This is a genomic window from Geminicoccus sp. (assembly GCF_036263595.1).
In the GTDB taxonomy this organism is placed as follows: Bacteria; Pseudomonadota; Alphaproteobacteria; order Geminicoccales; family Geminicoccaceae; genus Geminicoccus.
Genome location: NZ_DATAGQ010000143.1, coordinates 1 through 18058, shown reverse-complemented (window position 1 = coordinate 18058; position 18058 = coordinate 1). Strand labels below are relative to the sequence as shown.

Genomic DNA, 18058 nt, shown 5'->3' with positions numbered 1-18058 from the left:
AACATCCATGGAAGTGATCCTCCTGGAGCGCATCCACAAGCTCGGCCAGATGGGCGAGGTGGTGAAGGTTCGCAACGGCTACGGCCGCAACTACCTGATCCCGCAGGGCAAGGCGCTGAACGCGAGCAAGGCGGCCCTGGCCGACTTCGAGAAGCGCCGCGTTCAGCTGGAAGCGCGCAACCTCGAGCTCAAGACCGAGGCGCAGAAGCTCGCTGCGACCGTCGATGGCCGCTCGGTGGTCCAGATCCGGCAGGCTGGTGAAGCCGGCAACCTGTTCGGCTCCGTCACGTCCCGCGACGTTGCTGCGGCTCTGACTGACGATGGGGTGTCGATCGACTACCACCAGATCCGCCTGGAACAGCCGATCAAGACGTCCGGGTTGCACGCGGTGGTTGTTGCGCTGCACCCGGAAGTCGAGGTTACCATCACGGTGAACGTCGCTCGCTCTGCAGAGGAAGCCGAGATCCAGGCCGGCAGGGCTGCGCCTGCTGCCGAAGATGACGGCACCGAGGTCGACGATTCGGACGACGACGACGATCTGGAAGCGCAGATCATGGCGATCCGCTGAGCCTAGGGCTCGAAGGTTCCGCTGCACTGCGCAACCGGATTGCAAATGCTCTTCGCGTGTGCACAACTGCGTGCAGACGGGCTAGGGTTCATCCCTTGGAAAGGGTCCCCCTCGGGACCCTTTCTTGCTTCGAGTTGGTGGTCGGGACCTGTTCGGAGGGTGCTGGATGAGCACGCGATCGGCTGAAGAGGCAGACAAGCGCAGCGACAAGGTCGCCATCGTCAAGAAGTATGCGAACCGTCGCCTCTACAATACTGCCACGTCCAGCTACGTGACGCTCGACGAACTCAGCCGCATGGTCCGGGAAGGCGACAACTTCCTCGTCTATGATGCGAAGAGCGGCGAGGACATCACCCGCTCGGTGCTGACCCAGATCATTCTCGAAGAAGACGGCAAGGGCCGGAACCTCCTGCCGATCGGCTTTCTCCGCCAGCTCATCAGCTACTACGATGACAGCCTGCAGCAGGTGCTGCCGGGCTATCTGGAGATGAGCATGGAGAGCTTTACCCGGCAGCAGGACCAGATGCGGTCCTACCTGCAAGGGACGTTCGGCCCATTCTTTCCCGTCGACCGCTTCGACGAGATGACCCGGCAGAACATGGCATTGTTCCAGAACGCAGCCAGGATGTTCAATCCGTTCGCCGCCACGGCGTCCGCGCCGGAGAAGCCTGCCGTAGCGGAGCCGGCCGCCACCGTGCGCGACGATGTCACGGAACTGAAGAACCAGCTCGCGGCCATGCAGCGGCAGATTGAAGAGCTCGGCAAGAAGCACAGCTGATCGCATGACACTACATTGCTTCGCCCACGACCGTGCCGGCGCGCGCCGGCTTGCCGTCATGGCCGCATCCGATTGGGACCAGGGCAAATCGCGGTTCGGCGCCATGGCGGCAACGTGGGCGGAAGCCAGTGGCTTCAAGCCCAGGGCCGGCGCCGTCCTGCTCGTACCTGATGCGGGCGGAGCGGCTGCACTAGCTGTCCTGCTCGTTTCCAGCCCGGCCGAAGCCTCGGATGCCGCCCAGGCTCTGGCGAGCTTGCCGCCGGGTGACTGGTTCCTCGACGACCCGGCCGGTCTGTTGCCGCTCGACAAGGCCAGCCTGGGCTGGGCCATGGCAGCTTACCGGTTCGACCGGTACAAGCGGCCAGACGATCCGATGCCTCGCCTTGTCCTGGACGATCCGGCCGCGGCAGCACGCGGCATCCGTCTGGCGACGTCGATCTGGCAGGCGCGAGACCTCATCAATTTACCAGCAAACGAGCTAGGCCCGGCCGAGTTGCTGGAGGCCATCGCCGAAACCGGCGCGCGTCATGGCGCGACCGTACGGATGATCCGCGGCGATGAGCTTCTGTCGGCTGGCTTCCCGCTGGTCCATGCGGTGGGGCGGGCATCGGTCCGTGCACCCGGTCTCGTGGACGTGCAGTGGGGCGACCCCGCTCACTCCAAGGTGACGCTGGTCGGCAAGGGGGTCTGCTTCGACACGGGTGGCCTCGACATCAAGCCGTCGTCGAACATGCTGCTCATGAAGAAGGACATGGGCGGTGCGGCCATCATGACGGGTCTGGCCGATGCCGTGATGGATGCGGGCCTGCCGGTTCGGCTGCGCCTGATCGTGCCGGCGGTCGAGAACAGCATTGCCGGCGCTGCCTTCCGACCCGGCGACGTGCTGCGCTCACGCAAGGGCCTTACCGTCGAAATCGGCAACACGGATGCGGAAGGCCGGCTGATCCTGGCCGACGGCCTGGCGCTGGCCGACGAGGAAACGCCTGACCTCCTGATCGACGCCGCGACGCTCACCGGAGCTGCGCGGGTGGCGGTGGGGCCGGAGCTGCCTGCCCTGTTCACTGCTGACGAGGACCTTGCCCAGAGCCTGCTGCGCGGTGGCATGGAGGCGGGCGACCCGATGTGGCGCCTGCCGCTGCACGCACCCTACAAGCGGCTGATCGAGAGCAGCATCGCCGACCTCAACAATGCCGGCCAGAGCCCGTTTGCCGGAGCCATCACAGCCGCCCTGTTCCTCCAGGCGTTCGTGACTCAGACCAAGCCTTATGCCCATCTCGACCTGTTCGCCTGGAACCAGGAGAGCCGGCCGGGCCGGCCCAAGGGGGGCGAAGCAACAGGGCTGCAGGCGCTCTATACGGCACTCGAGCAGCGCTATCCCCGGTGAGCGGGCGGCCAAGACGGCCGGTCCGGGCCGATTACCGCCGGTTCTTCCCCGTTCAGACGCGCTGGTCGGACAACGACATGTATGGCCACGCGAACAACGCGCTCTACTACCAATGGTTCGACCTCGCGGTGAACCTGCTGATGATCGAGGAAGGTGGCCTCGACCCGATGAACGGGCCGGTGATGGACTTCGTGGTCGAGAGCGGCTGTCGCTACCACGAGGCCGTGGGCTTTCCGGATGAGCTGGACGTCGGCGTACGCGTCAGCCGGCTCGGCACGAGCTCCGTCCGGTGGGAATGCGCGATCTTCCGGCGTGGCGGCGAACAGGCGGCGGCCGACGGCTTCTTCGTCCATGTCTTCGTCGGACGCGCGGACCAGCGCCCCACCCCGATCCCGGAGCTGCTGCGGGCGGCTCTCCTGCCGCTGGTGGTTGCCGTCGACTGAGCTTTACTGCACGGGCGATCCGTGCGAACCGGACCCTCCTTTCGCGCGGAGATCGGGGTGGACACGATCCAGGCCAAACTCAGGGTAAATCTCGCCCAGCGCGAATTCGAGGTCGCCGGCAGCGAAGAGTTCGTGCGCGCCTATGCCGAGCGCATCGAGGCGTTGCTGGACCGGCTGGCTGGCGATCCAGTGGCGATCGCTTCGCTTCCGGCGGAGGTGGCTATCCGTGATCAGGATGCGGACGCCCTGGGCGAGTTCGGCTCCTATATCCAGCGTCTGCCGGGTACCGCCACCGAGGTCGACACGATGCTGGCCGCAGGCTTCTTCGCCCAGGCCGCGTCCGCCGACGATACCTTCGCCACAGCCGAGGCCAACAAGCGCCTGCTCGAACAGGGCATCAAGCTAGGCAACCCTTCCCAGTGCGTTCGACAGTCGCTGGTGGCCAAGCGCGTATTCCTGGTCGCGCGGGGACGCTTCCGGGTCTCACAGCACGGCAGGGCTCATCTGCGGCAACTCCTTGGCCCGATGATCCCTGAATAGGACGATCATGACGCTTCGCGGACTTCTTCTGGTTGCCTTCTTCGCGATGGTTGGAGCGATGCCGGTCAAGGCGGCCATCTGTCCCGCTGTCTCGCTGCCGCCCGAGCTGGAATTGACGTGCAAGGACTACCCGGGCACGTCGAGCACGCCGCCGTCGGCCACCATTTCGCCGGCACGTTCCCTGTTCAGCGCGTTCACCGGCCTCACCATCCGGCAACTTCCGCCCGAGGAAGAGACCGATGACGTCGAGCGCTGGCTGCAGCAGCAGGTCACCTATGACCTGAGCGGAGTGGGCAGCTTTTTCTCCAGTCTCGCACGCGATCCCGATCTTCCGGTCCAGGACGACCGGCTGACGCGCAGCCTGGAGAATACTGGGCTCGCGATCGGTTCGCTGGGCGACCTGCCGCTGTCAGGGTGCCAGGAACCGGAGGTCCGGCCGGGCATGGGTGACATGGTCTGCCACTGGGACCTCGCCGGATCCGGCCTGGACATGAAGATCCGGCTGGTGACCTTCGGCAGCCAGCGCTACGGGCTGCGTGCCTGGAGCATGAACGAGCGCCGATTCCGGCAGCTGCTGGCGCTGACCAACGGCTTCGATCCGGCCAAGCTCCGCTAAGGCGAACGTTGCGATCGAGGTTCAGTCGTCGCGCTCGTCCTGCTCGGTCAATGACTGGTCGCCGTCATCCTCGGTGTTCTCGACAGCGGGAATGGCATAGCGGTCATTGGCCCAGGCCAGGAAATCACGGTCACGGCAGGCGCGCGAGCAGAACGGCCTGAACCGGTGATCGCGCGGCTTGCCACAGTTGGGGCAGCGCCCCTGGAGGGTTGGCAGTTCCGTCATGACAGCTGGAACGCACCGGACCGGAGCGACGGCTCCATCGATAGCCGTCCCTTGAACCCGCTTGCAGCCAGTGCTGCGGCACCGGCACCGTCCTGCAGGTACCTGCCGAGATCCCTTGCGACCGCCACCTGCTCGGGCAGGCGCGGCGAGCGGCGCAGAGCCCTGACCAATGCCTCTGCTCTGGAGCGCAGCGACGGCGTCGTCCCTTCCCCAAGACAATGGTTGCATGGCCGCAGCATCAACTCGTCCAGGCCGATGCCGCGGCGCGGCCGGCCGATCTCGATAAGTCCCTGCGGCGATACGTCATGGACGTGGCCCGGCACAGGGTCGGCCGCCAATGCCCTCTTGAGCGTTTCGATCACCCGGAAGCGCTCGTTCTTGCTGACCAAGTCGACGAAGTCGACGACGATGATCCCGCCAATGTTGCGCAACCTGAGCTGCCGCGCGATCTCGTGCGCCGCCGCGATGTTCACCCTAAACGAAGCCTGGCCACCGGCATCGACGTCGATCGCGGTAAGCGCCCGGGTCCGCTCGATCCAGATACGCCCGCCATCCGGCAACCTGACTTCGCTCTGCAACGCCGCGTCGATCTGCTCGGCGACCCCGGTCGCTTCGAAAGCGTCGCCATCGATCAGTTCTACCAGCGGTCCCGATCCGGCCATGTGAGCGTCCCGGAACGACCTGATCTGCGCGGCCAGGCCAGGATCGGCCACGGTGATGACTTCGACCGGGTTGCCCAGCAGGGTCCGCAGCAGCCGCTCGACCGTGTCGTCGGCGTCCAGCGGGCCGGACTTCTTCTTCGCCAAGTCCAGGTAGCCGTGCCAGCGCCGGCGCAGTTCCTCCTGTTCGGCCAGCAGCACGTCATCGGGCTGGTTCTGGGCCCCACGGCGCAGCAGCACGCCGCCTTTCGGGAACAACTCCCTGGCCCGTTCCTTCAGCTCGAACTGCTGGCGCTTGCCCAGATTGCCGGAGACCTCCACGGCCTCGGATGAGGGCCGTAGAACCAGGTGCAGGCCGATCAGCCTGATGTCGCAGGTAACCCGCGGCCCCTTCTCGTCCACGGCCTCGCGCAGGCCCATGACGACGATCCGCTGCCCCTCGGCAAGGATCCGTTCGATCGGCATCCGCGGGTCGGCGCCCGGCATGTGGCGCGCGTCCTTGACGTTCAGGAACGCGTTCTGCTCCAGGCCGATGTCCAGGAACGCGGCGCCCATCTTGGGCTCCACCCGCGTGACGCGGGCCGCGAACAGCCGGTCGGTCACCCGTGCCTGGTCATGATCCAGGTCGACGATCTCCACGAGCCGGTCGTCTTCGAGCCTCGCGGCCCGCAGGCCGAAGCCTGTCTCTTCGATCACGAGGGCATGGGTCATGCCGGTCTCCAGCCCAGGCCTTGCAGCAGCCCCAGCGTTTCGCACAAGGGCAAGCCGACTACGTTTGAATAGCTTCCCTGGATCGCCGGCACGAACGCTTCGGCAGCGCCCTGGATGGCGTAGCCGCCGGCCTTGCCGTGCCACTCGGCTGACGACAGGTAGGTGCTGCGCTCCTGCGGCGACAGCCGCTTGAAGCGGACGGCTGTCTCGACCAGCCGACCGACGAAGCGTCGGTCCGGCGTGGCAACGACGATAGCCGTCATGACCCGGTGGCGGCGCCCGGACAACAGGTCTAGGCACTCAGCGGCCGTCGTCTCGTCCAGCGCCTTCGGCAGGATGCGACGACCGCAAGCTACGACCGTATCCGCGGCGAGGACATAGGCCGCTGCCGCCTGGTTCGATGCCGCGCCGGCCTCGGCCTTGGCGCGCGCCACGCGCTGCGCATAGGCTCTCGGCAGTTCCCGAGGCAGGACACTTTCGTCCACGTCGGTCTCGATCACGTACGCCGGCTCGATGCCACAGCGACGCAGAAGGTCCAGGCGGCGCGGCGAGGCCGATGCCAGGACCAGCGGAGACGTCATCACTTGAAGCGGTAGGTGATGCGTCCGCGGCTGAGGTCGTAGGGTGTCATCTCCACGGTCACCTTGTCACCGGTGAGCACGCGGATGCGGTTCTTGCGCATCCGACCGGAGGTATGCGCCAGCACTTCGTGATCGTTCTCGAGCTTGACCCGGAACATCGCATTGGGCAGCACTTCGGCGATCACGCCACCGAACTCGATCAGATCTTCCTTCGCCATCTACACTCCGTTGGTAGTCCACGACACATCGACCGTGGGCCAATCCTCTGTTGGTGTTCATCCATAGGGATATATGGCGAGTCTTTTCGGGACCGCCATGCTGCGAGGCTTCTGCGCCCGAGACTTTTCCCGGTCAAGCGCAGCCGAGCCACAGCCAGCCGGCGCCCCTGGTTCAGGCCTATCTCAGTGTGCCGGCGCAGGTTCGATCGGGAAGCGCTTTCGGATCCGCCCAATCAACTCGTCACGAAGCGCCCGATAAGCCTCCATTTTCACCTCCCGGCTGGCCTCGATGATGGAGGGATCAGGCATGTGCCAGAACTCGATCTCCACATCCATGGTGCGGGTCAGTTCGACGGCACGATGCTGCGCTTCGGGCGAGAGCGAGATGACGACGTCGAAGAAGTCGTCCTCAAGGTCGTCGAAGGTCCTCGGCCGATGCTTGCCGATCTCGATGCCGATCTCGTCCATCACGGCGACCGCGAACGCATCGAGTTCCTGCGGCCGCACTCCGCAGCTCTGGACGTAGATCTTCCGGCCCCAGAGAAACTTGAGGATCCCTTCGGCCATGGCGGAGCGCAGGGCATTGTGGGTGCAGGCAAACAGGACGCTGCCCGGCATCGTTCCATCGGAAAGGTCGGCGCGCTCGGCCATCACCGACGGAGGGAGAGCACGCAGACCAGGGTGAACAGCCGGCGGGCCGTCAGAGCGTCCACGTCCACTTTCTCGACCAAGGCCTCGCGCAGCAGTTCCGCCCCTTCGTTGTGCAGGCCGCGCCGTGCCATGTCGATGGCCTCGATCCGCGATGGCGGAGCGCCGCGGATCGCCTGGAAATAGCTGTCGCAGATGATGAAGTAGTCCTTGATCACCCGGCGCAGCGGGCGGACCGCGAGGATCAGTTCCTTCTTGTGCTCCGCCTCCGCATGCTTGACGAGCAAGACCAGGTTCATGTCACGCAGGGAGAGGAAGACGTGGTACGGCCCGTCGAACCCATCCTTCAGCCTGAAGCAGTTATCCTCGAGCAGGTCGAAGATCGCCACGCTGCGCTCGTGCTGCACTTCCGGCGTCCAGCGAACGACGCCCCCTTGGTCGAGCTCGATCGCGACGATCCGGTCAGGGCCGCCGGACCGCCTCGTCACCTGCGACCCCGCAGCCTGATCGCATTGGCATGGCCGTCCAGGCCCTCAGCTTCCGCCAGGATTTGTGCGGCCGGCGCGATCTGGCCGAATGACGCCTCGTCGCATCCAAGCAGCGTCGTTCGCTTCATGAAGTCGTAGACCGACAGGCCGGACGAGAAACGGGCGCTACGGGCGGTCGGCAGCACGTGATTTGGCCCGCCCACATAGTCGCCGACGACTTCCGGCGTCCAATGGCCCAGGAAGATTGCGCCGGCATGCCGGATGCTGGCAGCTAGGTTGTCCGGTTCCTCGACCATCAACTCCAGATGCTCGGGCGCCAATCGATCGACCAGTCCAACTGCTTCCGCCAGCGCCGGCACCAGGATCACCGCACCCAATCGATCAAGGCTTGCCCGCGCGATCGCGGCGCGCGGCGCGGTGGCCAGCTGCCGCTCCAGTTCGACTGGCACCGCCCGTGCCAGCTCCGCATCGTCGGTGATCAGAATGCTCTGGGCCAGCACGTCATGCTCGGCCTGGGCGATCAGGTCGGCCGCCACCAGAACCGCGGACGCGCTCCGGTCGGCCACGACCACGACCTCGCTCGGGCCTGCGATCATGTCGATCCCGACCACGCCGAACACCTGCCGCTTGGCTTCGGCAACATAGGCGTTGCCCGGTCCCGTGATCTTGTCGACCCGGGCGATGCTTGCCGTGCCGTAGGCCAGCGCTGCGATCGCCTGGGCTCCCCCGACCCGGTAGACCTCGTCCACCCCCGCCAGCCGGCAGGCTGCCAGCACGAGGGCGTTGGCGCGTCCCTCCGGCGTCGGCGCCACCACCACCAGCCGGTCGCATCCAGCCACCCGGGCCGGGATCGCGTTCATCAGGACTGAGGAGGGGTAGGCCGCGGTCCCGCCAGGCACGTAGAGTCCGACTGCCTCGATCGGTGTCCAGCGCTGGCCCAATCGCACGCCCGCTTCATCGATCCAGTCGATCGGCCGGGGCTTCTGCCGGTCGTGGAAGGCTTCGATCCGCTCCGCGGCCACCTCCAGGGCCTGGATCTGCTCCGCAGGGCAGCTGTCCCACGCTCTCGCGATCTCCGCGGGGTCGACCTCGATTCCCTTGATGGCAGGATCGAAGCCGTCGAACCTGCGGGTCAGCTCGACCAGGGCCTCGTCACCGCGCGCCCTGACGTCCTGCAGGATGGTGCGCACCGCCGGACCGACATCGGCCTCGTCATCGCGACGAAGATCCACCAGTGCCGAAAAGGCACGCTCGAATTCGGCCGCGCGCGCGTCGAGGAACCGCAAATCCGTCTCTCCGGATGAGCCGTCCGGACCCCGCGGCAGCCGGGCCCGATTCAGCTACGCTGTGAAATGATCGCAGGGACTGATCTTGCAAGGAACCGGCTCGCTGAAATCGTCGAGGCGTGCCTTGGTGCCGGGGGCTTCCAGGCGAATGGTGCCCTCCCCGGCGAAGATCAGGTCGATGTAGATGGAACTACCCGGCCCGGGCTGCGTCGCGATGGTGAGCAGGTTCAGTTCCGCCAGCCGCGCCGTCTCGTCGATGCCGCGGTAGCGGACCTTGCCGACGCCGTCGAATACCAGCGCCGACGAACACTCGGTCAGGCCATCGCAGTTCAGGGGATCGCGCTGGCATTCGCGGCGATAGCGGATGAATGCCGCCATGAAGCGGTGCTGCTGCGGGTCAAAGGCCATCTCGGCGACGCAGGTACGGGCGTCCTGCAGGAAGGCCGCGATCACCGCCAGGTCTTCCACATCGGTCGCCTGCAAGCGCACGCGTTTTTCCGCCAAGATGATCTCCTCCGTCAGCCGGCCCGCTCGATCCGGGCCCCCACGCCACGCAGCTTCTCCTCGAGCCGCTCGTAGCCTCTATCCAGATGGTATACCCGGTTTACGGTTGTAGGCCCCTCCGCCGCGAGACCGGCGAGAACGAGCGAGACCGAGGCTCGGAGATCGGTCGCCATCACCGGCGCACCGGTCAGGCGGCTCTGGCCACGCACCAGCGCGGAGCCGCCATGCACGGTGATCCGCGCCCCCATGCGTGCCAGTTCGGGCACATGCATGAACCGGTTCTCGAAGATCGTTTCGGTGATCATCGAGGCACCGTTCGCCATGCACATCAGCGCCATGAACTGCGCCTGCAGGTCGGTGGCGAAGCCGGGGAATGGCCGGGTCATGACGTCGACGCCCTTAAGGCCGCCCTCCGCCACCTTGACAGACAGCCCCTCGGCCACGTCTTCCAGCACAAGGCCGGCCTCTTCCAGCCGCTCGGCCGCAACACCTAGGTGCTCCGACTTCACCCCTTCCAGGTGGAGGTGACCAGCGGTGATGCCGGCCGCCATCGCGTAGGTCCCGGCTTCGATCCGGTCGGCGATGATGCGGTGCGAGGCGCCGCCGAGGCTGGAGCGGCCGCGCACCCGCAGCACGCCTGTGCCTGCCCCCTCGATCTCGGCCCCCATGGCGGTCAGCAGAGCTGCGAGGTCGACGATCTCAGGTTCCTGGGCAGCATCCAGGATCACCGTATCGCCATCCGCGAGCGACGCGGCCATCAGGATGTTCTCGGTGGCACCCACCGATGGCTGCGGCAGCTTGATCTCGGCGCCCTTCAGCCCCTTGGGAGCCGTGGCCTTCACGTAACCCTGTTCGAGCTCGATCACCGCGCCCATGCGCTCCAGGCCCATGAGATGCAGGTCGATCGGTCTGGTTCCGATGGCACAACCGCCCGGAAGTGACACGGTCGCCTCGCCCTGCCTTGCCAGCATGGGCCCAAGCACCAGCACCGACGCCCGCATCTTCCGCACGAGGTCGTAGGGAGCCGTCGTGGACATCAGCGAGCTGGTCTGCAGTTGCAAGGTGCCCGGCGCACCTGGCTGCATCGTCGAGCCCGTGCCCAACCGTTGCAGGAGGCGCTGCATGGTCGCGACGTCGGCGACGTCGGGCACGTTGGAAAGCTCGATCGCTTGGTCCGTGAGCAAGGTCGCGGCCATCAACGGCAGGGCCGCATTCTTGGCGCCGCTCACCTGGATCCTGCCTTGGAGCGGTACCCCGCCCTGAATGATGATCCGGTCCATTACATCTTCGGCAGGGTGACGCCCCGCTGCCCCATATACTTGCCTGCACGATCCCGATAGCTGACCTCGGGCGGGCTCTCGCCCTTGAGGAACAGGAACTGGCAAATGCCTTCGTCGGCGTAGACTCGCGCAGGCAGCGGCGTGGTGTTGGAGATTTCCAGCGTCACATGGCCTTCCCATTCGGGCTCGAGCGGTGTGACGTTCACGATGATCCCGCAACGGGCGTACGTGCTCTTGCCCAGACAGATCACCAGCACGTCGCGCGGGATCCGGAAGTACTCCACCGTCCGTGCCAGGGCAAAGCTGTTCGGCGGCACCACGCAGCTGGGTCCGTCGCGCTCGACGAAGCTTTGCGCCGAGAACTCCTTGGGGTCGACAAGCGCGTTGTCGACATTCGTGAAGATCCGGAACTCCGGCGCCAGCCTGGCGTCGTAGCCATAGGAAGACAGCCCGTAGGAGATCAGCTTCTCCTTGCCGGCCTGGCGTGTCTGCCGCTCGACGAACGGCTCGATCATGCCGTGCTCCAGGCACTGCTCCCGGATCCAATGGTCGGGCATGATCCCCATATCTGAACAGTCCAGCTTGCCGTTGATCGATGGCGTGCGGCAGCCATGTGCCAGCATGGCCCGCGGTTCTAGAGCACCCGTGCTAACGGTCAACCGGGCCGGGAGCCCCGTCGGGAACCTGTTCCCGTCCTGCGGGGCCATTCCGGCCCGTCTCACGTGCCCTTTCCTGCTCCTTTCGCTTCCGGAGGTTCTCGCGCATCACGTCGGCCACCCGCCTGGCCCGCTCGGCTCGCGCCGCCTCGCCACGGTCGCCCCTCTCCCCGGTCATCGTCGGCCCTCTTGCAACCCCGCCATACCCATGGCATCTAGCGCCCGGCGCGACGGGGCACCACCTGCCCGTGCACGCCCATAGGCTGCCGTAGCTCAGTCGGTAGAGCGCGTCCTTGGTAAGGACGAGGTCGCTGGTTCGATTCCAGTCGGCAGCACCATTCTTCCTCGATACTGTGATCGATCATCGGGCGGTGGTTTCTCGCTCGCGAGGAAGACGTTCCGGTCCCTGAAAGAATGGGGGATGCCTGGTCCGGGCTGTCGGCGTTCGGTGCCGCATTGACCCGATTTTCAGCGAGGATATGGCATCCGGCCGTGGCTCGCGGCCTGATCAGGTCCGCGGTCGGCGTCAGAACCGGTAGGTCGCGCCGATGATCGGCCCCTGCATGCGGACGTCGTAGAGAACATCACCGTCTTCGTAATCCACCGACAGAGCGCGATAGCCGAGCCGCAACGCCAGATTCTCGGTGCACTGGTAGTCGAGCGTGCCAATGACCTGCCAGGTGAGTTGCGAGCCCACGCCAAATCCACCGATGTCGCCGACGAGCGTGACGTCCCAGGACCCGCCGAGCCGGCCACGGATCCGGCCAGCGAGAACGGGGTCGGCCCAGGCTTCCGAATCGCTGGAAGTGATGTCGCCCGGGACCAACCCGGAGTCGATACTGAGCTTGTTGTGAAGATACCAGAAGCGGAGGCCCGCCCCGGCATCCAGGTCTAGGGCTTCCGATCCGTAGAAATGGTAGAGCACGTCGCCTTGCAGGGTGAAGCTTCGCGTGCGCAGTTCGACATCGGCGCCGGAGGGGCCCTGGAGGGTACCGCCTGGAGAGACCTCCGTGAACATCATGTCGCCCAGCACTCTCCACTGGCCGGCGCGCATTTCTGCTGCTCCCATGATGCCGCCGTCGAGGTTCTCCAGGACGTCACCGAAGCTGAGGTCGATCTTGGCCGGCGGTAGCGACGACAACGTCGACGTCGTCCCCTCCAACGCCGCCGCCCAGAGATAGAGGCTGCCAGTGAAGACGGGCCTATCGGCATCCTTCACGGACTCCGTACGCGGGCTTGCCGTGTCAGCGACATCGGCGGCAAGGCACACAGTGTCCGTCAGGCCAAGGAGCACGGCAGGCAGAAGGATGGCGGCCATGCGACCCGCATCGTGGATCGCGCGGGCCATGCCGGGCCGACTGGCGCAGTGGCTGCGAGGATCCCGCATCAATCGTCCTTGCGGCTCATGTCGTACAGGGCTGCGCTCGGCGTCGAGAGCGATGCGGACAAGGTCGCCTTCAGTGCCGCAGAATAGAACAGCGGTGGCGCCATGGTGCGTGCGAGCGCGAGGACCCGCTCCTGGAGTTCGGCCACCTTCTCGGGATGCTCGGCCGAGACGTCCGTCGTCTCCGAGGGGTCCTTGTCGAGGTCGAACAGCTCGATCCGGGGTGGCAGCACCACCTGCCAGTGGAGCTTCCACCTGCCCTCGCGCACGGCACCCTGCGTCGGCTCGACGTTGTAGACGACCTCGTCACGTCCAGGCTCCCGTTTGGCCAGTGCCGGCCAGACGTCGGTACCATCGAGCGGCTTCGCCTTGTCGAGGCTGGTTCCGGCGAGCTTCGCCAGGGTCGGCATCATGTCCACGACGTGCATCACGCCATCGGCGGTTCCCGGAGCGATGTGTCCTGGCCAGTTGGCCAGCGCCACCACCCGGGTCCCACCCTCGTAAAGAGTTCCCTTGCCACTGCGGTACGGCAGGTTGCTGGCCGGGAGTTCGCCCGAGACCGCACCCTCACCGACGAACATCCTGTCGCGGGTGCCGCCGTTGTCGCTGTGGAACAGGATGAGCGTCTCGTCGCGCAGACCCTTCGCCTCAAGCGCGCCCACCACCTTGCCGATCTGATCATCCATCGCCGTGATCATCGCCGCGTAGGCGCGGCGCGACGGGTCTGCGACGTGGGCGTATCGCTCCAGATAGGCAACGGGCGCCTGGTAGGGAGTGTGGGGAGCCGTGAACGCGAGGTAGAGGAACAGTGGTGTCTGCGGATCGTGCCCCTGGATCAGCCGTACGGCTTCGGCACCGAACAGCTCCGTGTCGTAACCCTCCTCCTTCAGCAACTCGTTGTCGCGGTACCAGTCGTTAACGCCGTGCGCCTCGTGCTTGAAGTGGTCGATCTCGCCGACCAGTGGGCCATAGAAGCTGTCGAAGCCGCGCTGGCGGGGCCAGAAGTCGGTATCGGCATGACCCAGGTGCCACTTGCCGATCAGGGCGGTTCGATAGCCCGCGCCTTGGAGTGCCTGCGGCAACAGGAACTCGTCGGTCGCAAGGCCATAGCTCGCGCCCGAGGGAATGACACCGGTCTGCAGCCCGTAGCGCAGAGGATAGCGGCCCGTCATCAGCGCGGCGCGCGTGGGCGTGCACATGGGCTGGGCATAGAACTGGGCGAGGCGGGCACCGCCTTCGGCGAGGCGGTCCAGGTTCGGCGTCTCGATGTCCGATCCATGAAAGCCAACATCGGCGAACCCGAGGTCGTCCGCCATGATGTAGAGGATGTGGGGGCGGGGCGTGTCCATCGCGCGGGCGCGGGGAGAAACGAGCGACAACCCGGCGACCGCAGCCAGGAAGCTGGCCCCGGAGGCGAGCACGTCGCGCCTGGAAGGCCGGGCAGCGTCGGCCAACGGAGGATCAATCGAGGCATTCATGGCAGGATTCCTGTTATGTCCCGGTACGCTGGACACAGCGAAAGCCGATGTGCACCGATGCGGTGTCGATGGTTTGAGGCTGGCGTGCGGCTGGGCGGTAGCGTCGGCAGTAGTTCGGCGCGCACAGATGCGAGCCGCCCTTCAATACCTTGCGGGGAATGACCGGCCCCAGCCCGTATGGAACGGCGGATGTCGCCGCGCCGCCGACATCGGCACTGCCGGCCAGACAGCAATTCTTCACAATCCGGTCGCGATGGTCGGGCCGGTACCAGTCGTCCGTCCACTCCCATACGTTGCCGATCATATCGAACAGGCCGTACCCGTTGGCCGCAAAGGCCGTCACCGGGGACGTGGCGGCATATCCGTCCAGCGCGAGGTTCTCGTCCGGAAAGCGGCCCTGCCACAGGTTGGCGCGATGGATCCCGTCCGGAAGCAATAGAGCACCCCAGGAGAACTCGGTGCGGTCCAGGCCACCGCGCGCTGCGTACTCCCACTCCGCCTCGCTGGGCAGCGCCTTGCCATGCCACCGCGCATAGGCCATCGCATCATCGTAGGAGACATGGACCACGGGATGGTCGGCGAGCCCGTCGATGCTGCTGTCCGGCCCCTGCGGATGACGCCAGTCGGCACCGGGGACGAAGCGCCAGCAGCGCGTCCAGTCGTCGTTGTCCCCGGCCTCGCCTGGCGAAGCGAACACGAGCGAGCCGGGAACGAGTTGCTGTGGATCGGCGTCCGGATAGTTCGTGGCGCAGGGTAGCTGCTCGGCAGCGGTAACGTATCCGGTCTCGGCGACGAAGCGTGCGAAGGCGCGGTTGGTCACAGGTGTCCGGTCGATCCAGAAGCCCTGGACTGCGACCTCATGCATCGGCGCTTCTTCCGGATAATGATCGTCCGACCCCATGTGGAAGACCCCGCCGGGGATCCAGATCATCCCGGCATCGGTTGCCGGTCGCATCGCAGCCGGCTCCTGGAGCCTCTGGATGTCGCCACAAGCGTTCATGGCAGTTCCGCATTCGGCCGCCCCAACGTTTGAACGCCGCGGCTGCCGACGGAGTCGGGCGCCGGTGATCAAGATCGGAACGAGTTCGTCCGCCTCTATTTTTGCGACGCTGGCGGAATGCGCTCAATTACCATTTGATGCCATGTGATTGGCCGGTGGCAGGCCGGCTGGCAGCCTCCATTGTCCTGTAGGCCAACGGTGTCTGCCCTTCCCAGCGACGGAACGCCCGTACGAAATGAGCGGGATGCCGGTAGCCGAGTGCCCGGCCGACCGAGGCGACGGGAATGCTGGCATCGAGGAGGAAGATGCGTGCCCGCTGGTGCCGCCAGGCATCGACCTCCGCTTCGAAGGAAGTGCCGAGGCCGGCAAGGCGCCGCTGAAGGGTGCGCGGCGAGAGGCCGAGGCTGCGTGCCGTATCGACCAGGTAAAGCGACCCACTCAGCGCAGCACCTTCGAACATCCGGAAAAGTGCGGCGACGAGTGCATCGTCGTCGAGCCAAGCGACACCCGGTGCCAACCCCGACATGTCGCGAGGCCATGGGTTATTGCCAAAACGCGTGTCGCCGAACAGGAGGCTCGGTCGGTCCAGCCACTTGGCGTCGAACGTCAACGTGATCCCGCCGCTGGTGCCGAACGTCGTGCACGTGCCGAGCTTATCCTCGTAGATCCGGGCAGGAGCCCGGGCACGATGCGGCATGCTGGCGCTCAATTGCTGCGGTTCCACGCCGGCAATTGCCTTGAAGGCACCTACCATGAAACCCAGCACCCCCTCGTTGAGTACCCTGGCATGTTCGGCGTCGCTGTCGGCGAAGTGGTGGGACCAGCGAGCGACACCACCCGTTGCATCGAGCCTGAGCGCAACTCCTCCCTGGAGGGCCGGCATCTGCCGGGCGAGGGCGACCAAGCATTCCCGCAATGTGCGGCCAGCAAACAGCGCATGTCCGGCAAGGCCAAGCTGGCCAGGATCGGCCGCCGCCGCGAGGTCGAGCCCGATGGTCGGGTTGCCTGCCCGCTCCGCCAGTCCCTGCAGCAAGGCGCAGATCTGGGCCCGGGAAGCGACGCCGTCGCCGGCAAAGGTTTCGTCGGCGGGCAATCCTGCGCGGGTCAGCAGCGGCGCCAGCGGCACGCCAATCCGGTTCGCGGCACCGGGCAGCATATGCACCAGCGCGAGGCGAACCAGGCTGCGATCCCACATGAGGCGGCCTTTCCACTGGCCTGGGCAAATGGCCATCTGCCCTGGTCGACCGGCACCTTCACAAGCGATACCAGCGCTCCCTGCGCCAGCCGTCAAGAGATGCGCAAGTTCGACATGCTTCCTCCAAAACCCACGACAGGCAAGCCTCGTCCTGAAACGGGGAGAGGCGGCTTCTTCTTGGCTCGCAAGGGCCTCCTCGTTGGATGCTTCGGCTCGATCTGGCAGCACGACCATGCCAATGTCGACCGCAGGTCCGGGTATCACGGCAAGGACGTCGACGTACTGGCATACGTGTTGCGCGTGCACGGACCGATATCTTGCCGCTGGATGCGACTTCGCTGTCGTTGACGAATGTCTCTAGAGAAAACATACGTTTTCCGTCTCCAAGGAAAGTTTTCGAAAGCTACTGCGGCCTGATCTATCGACTCTTCTTTAAAGTTTCCGATTTGACGGCATGTATATCGTAGAATACGTCTTCATGCGTCATGCTTTGCCCGTTAACCGTCTCAGGCGACCCGTCGGTAACGTTCCGCAGCCTGGCGACGGCGCAGATCAGCCTGTCCAGCCCGAAGCTTCAGGAGTCCGCCCTCCACGCGGCTTGCCGCTCCGGATGCAGGCGCAGTCACTCAAGCCCTCGGAGTAAGCATCGACCGTGACCAAGGCCACCGCAGCGTTTCTTCTTGCCGCCTCGATCTCCGTCGCGTGCTCGACAATGGCCAGACCTGCCGGAGCGCAGCAGGTTCCAACGTTCCCGCTCACCTGCACCAGCACCAACTATGGCGCGCAAACCTGCCAGTTCGGCTTCGATGCTGGATCCGTCGTCCTCTCCAAGCAGTTGTCCAATACGGCCTGCGTGAAAGGCTCCACCTGGAGCAACTCGGCCCGCAGCGTCACGGTCTCCGGCGGCTGTCGGGCGGAGTTCACCGTCGCCATGAAATCGGAGCGGCCGCACGTCATCATCCTGACTGATATCGGCCAGGACCCGGATGACGAGCAGTCTCTGATCCGCACCCTGCTCTACTCCAACGACATCAGCATCCGCGGCATCGTTCCGACCTATCGGCCGGGCAAGCCGGTCGGGACCAGCATCGTCCAGTCGATCCTGAGCGCCTATGCCAAGGACCTGCCCAGGCTGCTCGAGCACGACATCCGCTACACCAACACGCCGATCCTGCTGGGGCGTGTGAAGGAAGGCCTGAGCTCCAACTCGCCAATCGGTGCAGGCCACGACACGGCCGGCTCGAACCACATCATCGCGATGGTCGACTCCGCGCCGGTCCCCGTCTGGGTGCTGGTCTGGGGCGGCAGCCGGGAGCTGGCCCAGGCACTCTACAAGGTGAAGAGCGCCCGCTCGGCCAGCGCCTATGCGGCCTTCCAGAAGAAGCTGCGCGTCTACACCATCTCCTGGAGCCAGTA

The 18058-nt window shown here is 65.8% G+C and carries 21 protein-coding genes and 1 tRNA gene; 8 read left to right on the top strand and 14 right to left on the bottom strand.

The window, feature by feature from the left end; genetic code table 11:
* The first annotated feature begins 7 nt into the window (after nucleotides 1–7).
* The 6 genes from rplI to VHL31_RS14375 all read left to right on the top strand — a co-directional run bounded on the left by rplI (nucleotide 8) and on the right by VHL31_RS14375 (nucleotide 4329).
* On the top strand, nucleotides 8–568 hold the full coding sequence (gene rplI, locus VHL31_RS14400) for a 50S ribosomal protein L9 (protein WP_329661916.1): 561 nt from the start codon (nucleotides 8–10) through the stop codon (nucleotides 566–568).
* Between the two features lie 166 nt (nucleotides 569–734).
* Complete coding sequence (gene phaR / locus VHL31_RS14395) at nucleotides 735–1346, top strand: polyhydroxyalkanoate synthesis repressor PhaR (protein WP_329661915.1); 612 nt, start codon at nucleotides 735–737, stop codon at nucleotides 1344–1346.
* Nucleotides 1347–1350: 4 nt separating this feature from the next.
* On the top strand, nucleotides 1351–2730 hold the full coding sequence (locus tag VHL31_RS14390) for a leucyl aminopeptidase family protein (RefSeq protein WP_329661914.1): 1380 nt from the start codon (nucleotides 1351–1353) through the stop codon (nucleotides 2728–2730).
* Entirely contained in the window at nucleotides 2727–3173 is a 447-nt protein-coding gene (locus VHL31_RS14385) for a thioesterase family protein (RefSeq protein ID WP_329661913.1), read from the top strand. Before VHL31_RS14390 ends, VHL31_RS14385 begins: the two co-directional genes overlap by 4 nt.
* A gap of 57 nt (nucleotides 3174–3230) precedes the next feature.
* A complete protein-coding gene (locus VHL31_RS14380; RefSeq protein WP_329661912.1) occupies nucleotides 3231–3713 on the top strand; it encodes a hypothetical protein in 483 nt (160 codons plus the stop codon).
* 7 nt (nucleotides 3714–3720) lie between these two features.
* Entirely contained in the window at nucleotides 3721–4329 is a 609-nt protein-coding gene (locus VHL31_RS14375) for a hypothetical protein (protein ID WP_329661911.1), read from the top strand.
* Between the two features lie 21 nt (nucleotides 4330–4350).
* Here VHL31_RS14375 and VHL31_RS14370 read toward each other — a convergent pair whose 3' ends face one another.
* From VHL31_RS14370 to dcd, 10 genes are all read right to left on the bottom strand, one after another.
* Nucleotides 4351–4554 (bottom strand): DNA gyrase inhibitor YacG, encoded by a 204-nt coding sequence (locus VHL31_RS14370; protein ID WP_329661910.1) that lies wholly within the window; start codon nucleotides 4552–4554, stop codon nucleotides 4351–4353.
* Nucleotides 4551–5924 (bottom strand): ribonuclease E/G, encoded by a 1374-nt coding sequence (locus tag VHL31_RS14365; protein WP_329661909.1) that lies wholly within the window; start codon nucleotides 5922–5924, stop codon nucleotides 4551–4553. The genes VHL31_RS14370 and VHL31_RS14365 overlap by 4 nt, the downstream gene beginning before the upstream one ends.
* Entirely contained in the window at nucleotides 5921–6505 is a 585-nt protein-coding gene (locus VHL31_RS14360) for a Maf family protein (RefSeq protein WP_329661908.1), read from the bottom strand. Before VHL31_RS14360 ends, VHL31_RS14365 begins: the two co-directional genes overlap by 4 nt.
* Nucleotides 6505–6723, bottom strand: a complete 219-nt coding sequence (infA, locus tag VHL31_RS14355) for a translation initiation factor IF-1 (protein ID WP_027134740.1) — start codon at nucleotides 6721–6723, stop codon at nucleotides 6505–6507. The genes VHL31_RS14360 and infA overlap by 1 nt, the downstream gene beginning before the upstream one ends.
* Before the next feature lie 183 nt (nucleotides 6724–6906).
* Nucleotides 6907–7341, bottom strand: a complete 435-nt coding sequence (locus VHL31_RS14350) for a low molecular weight phosphatase family protein (RefSeq protein ID WP_329661907.1) — start codon at nucleotides 7339–7341, stop codon at nucleotides 6907–6909.
* Between the two features lie 32 nt (nucleotides 7342–7373).
* Nucleotides 7374–7859, bottom strand: a complete 486-nt coding sequence (locus VHL31_RS14345) for a UPF0262 family protein (protein WP_329661906.1) — start codon at nucleotides 7857–7859, stop codon at nucleotides 7374–7376.
* The gene (hisD, locus tag VHL31_RS14340; RefSeq protein ID WP_329661905.1) at nucleotides 7856–9145 is read right to left on the bottom strand and encodes a histidinol dehydrogenase; all 1290 of its coding nucleotides are present in this window, start codon (nucleotides 9143–9145) and stop codon (nucleotides 7856–7858) included. Before hisD ends, VHL31_RS14345 begins: the two co-directional genes overlap by 4 nt.
* A gap of 54 nt (nucleotides 9146–9199) precedes the next feature.
* Nucleotides 9200–9649 carry a DUF2948 family protein gene (locus tag VHL31_RS14335; RefSeq protein ID WP_329661904.1) on the bottom strand — a complete coding sequence of 150 codons (450 nt, stop codon included), beginning with the start codon at nucleotides 9647–9649 and terminating at the stop codon, nucleotides 9200–9202.
* A gap of 14 nt (nucleotides 9650–9663) precedes the next feature.
* The gene (gene murA, locus VHL31_RS14330) at nucleotides 9664–10929 is read right to left on the bottom strand and encodes a UDP-N-acetylglucosamine 1-carboxyvinyltransferase (protein WP_329661903.1); all 1266 of its coding nucleotides are present in this window, start codon (nucleotides 10927–10929) and stop codon (nucleotides 9664–9666) included.
* The gene (dcd, locus tag VHL31_RS14325) at nucleotides 10929–11495 is read right to left on the bottom strand and encodes a dCTP deaminase (protein ID WP_329661941.1); all 567 of its coding nucleotides are present in this window, start codon (nucleotides 11493–11495) and stop codon (nucleotides 10929–10931) included. The genes murA and dcd overlap by 1 nt, the downstream gene beginning before the upstream one ends.
* A 352-nt stretch (nucleotides 11496–11847) precedes the next feature.
* On the opposite strand from dcd, the gene VHL31_RS14320 reads away from it, so the two are divergent.
* A tRNA-Thr gene (locus VHL31_RS14320) sits at nucleotides 11848–11923 on the top strand.
* A gap of 188 nt (nucleotides 11924–12111) precedes the next feature.
* Here the strand turns inward: VHL31_RS14320 and VHL31_RS14315 are convergent.
* The 4 genes from VHL31_RS14315 to VHL31_RS14300 form a co-directional block, all read right to left on the bottom strand.
* A complete protein-coding gene (locus tag VHL31_RS14315; protein WP_329661902.1) occupies nucleotides 12112–12903 on the bottom strand; it encodes a hypothetical protein in 792 nt (263 codons plus the stop codon).
* A 68-nt stretch (nucleotides 12904–12971) separates the two neighbouring features.
* Nucleotides 12972–14447: an arylsulfatase gene (locus VHL31_RS14310; protein WP_329661901.1), complete on the bottom strand. Its 1476-nt coding sequence runs from the start codon at nucleotides 14445–14447 to the stop codon at nucleotides 12972–12974.
* Nucleotides 14448–14460: 13 nt separating this feature from the next.
* On the bottom strand, nucleotides 14461–15378 hold the full coding sequence (locus VHL31_RS14305) for a formylglycine-generating enzyme family protein (protein WP_414653738.1): 918 nt from the start codon (nucleotides 15376–15378) through the stop codon (nucleotides 14461–14463).
* A 196-nt stretch (nucleotides 15379–15574) separates the two neighbouring features.
* Nucleotides 15575–16642 carry an AraC family transcriptional regulator gene (locus VHL31_RS14300; protein WP_329661899.1) on the bottom strand — a complete coding sequence of 356 codons (1068 nt, stop codon included), beginning with the start codon at nucleotides 16640–16642 and terminating at the stop codon, nucleotides 15575–15577.
* 652 nt (nucleotides 16643–17294) lie between these two features.
* On the opposite strand from VHL31_RS14300, the gene VHL31_RS14295 reads away from it, so the two are divergent.
* Nucleotides 17295–18058, top strand: a 764-nt coding sequence (locus tag VHL31_RS14295) for a nucleoside hydrolase-like domain-containing protein (protein ID WP_329661898.1), incomplete at its 3' end; no start/stop codon positions are given.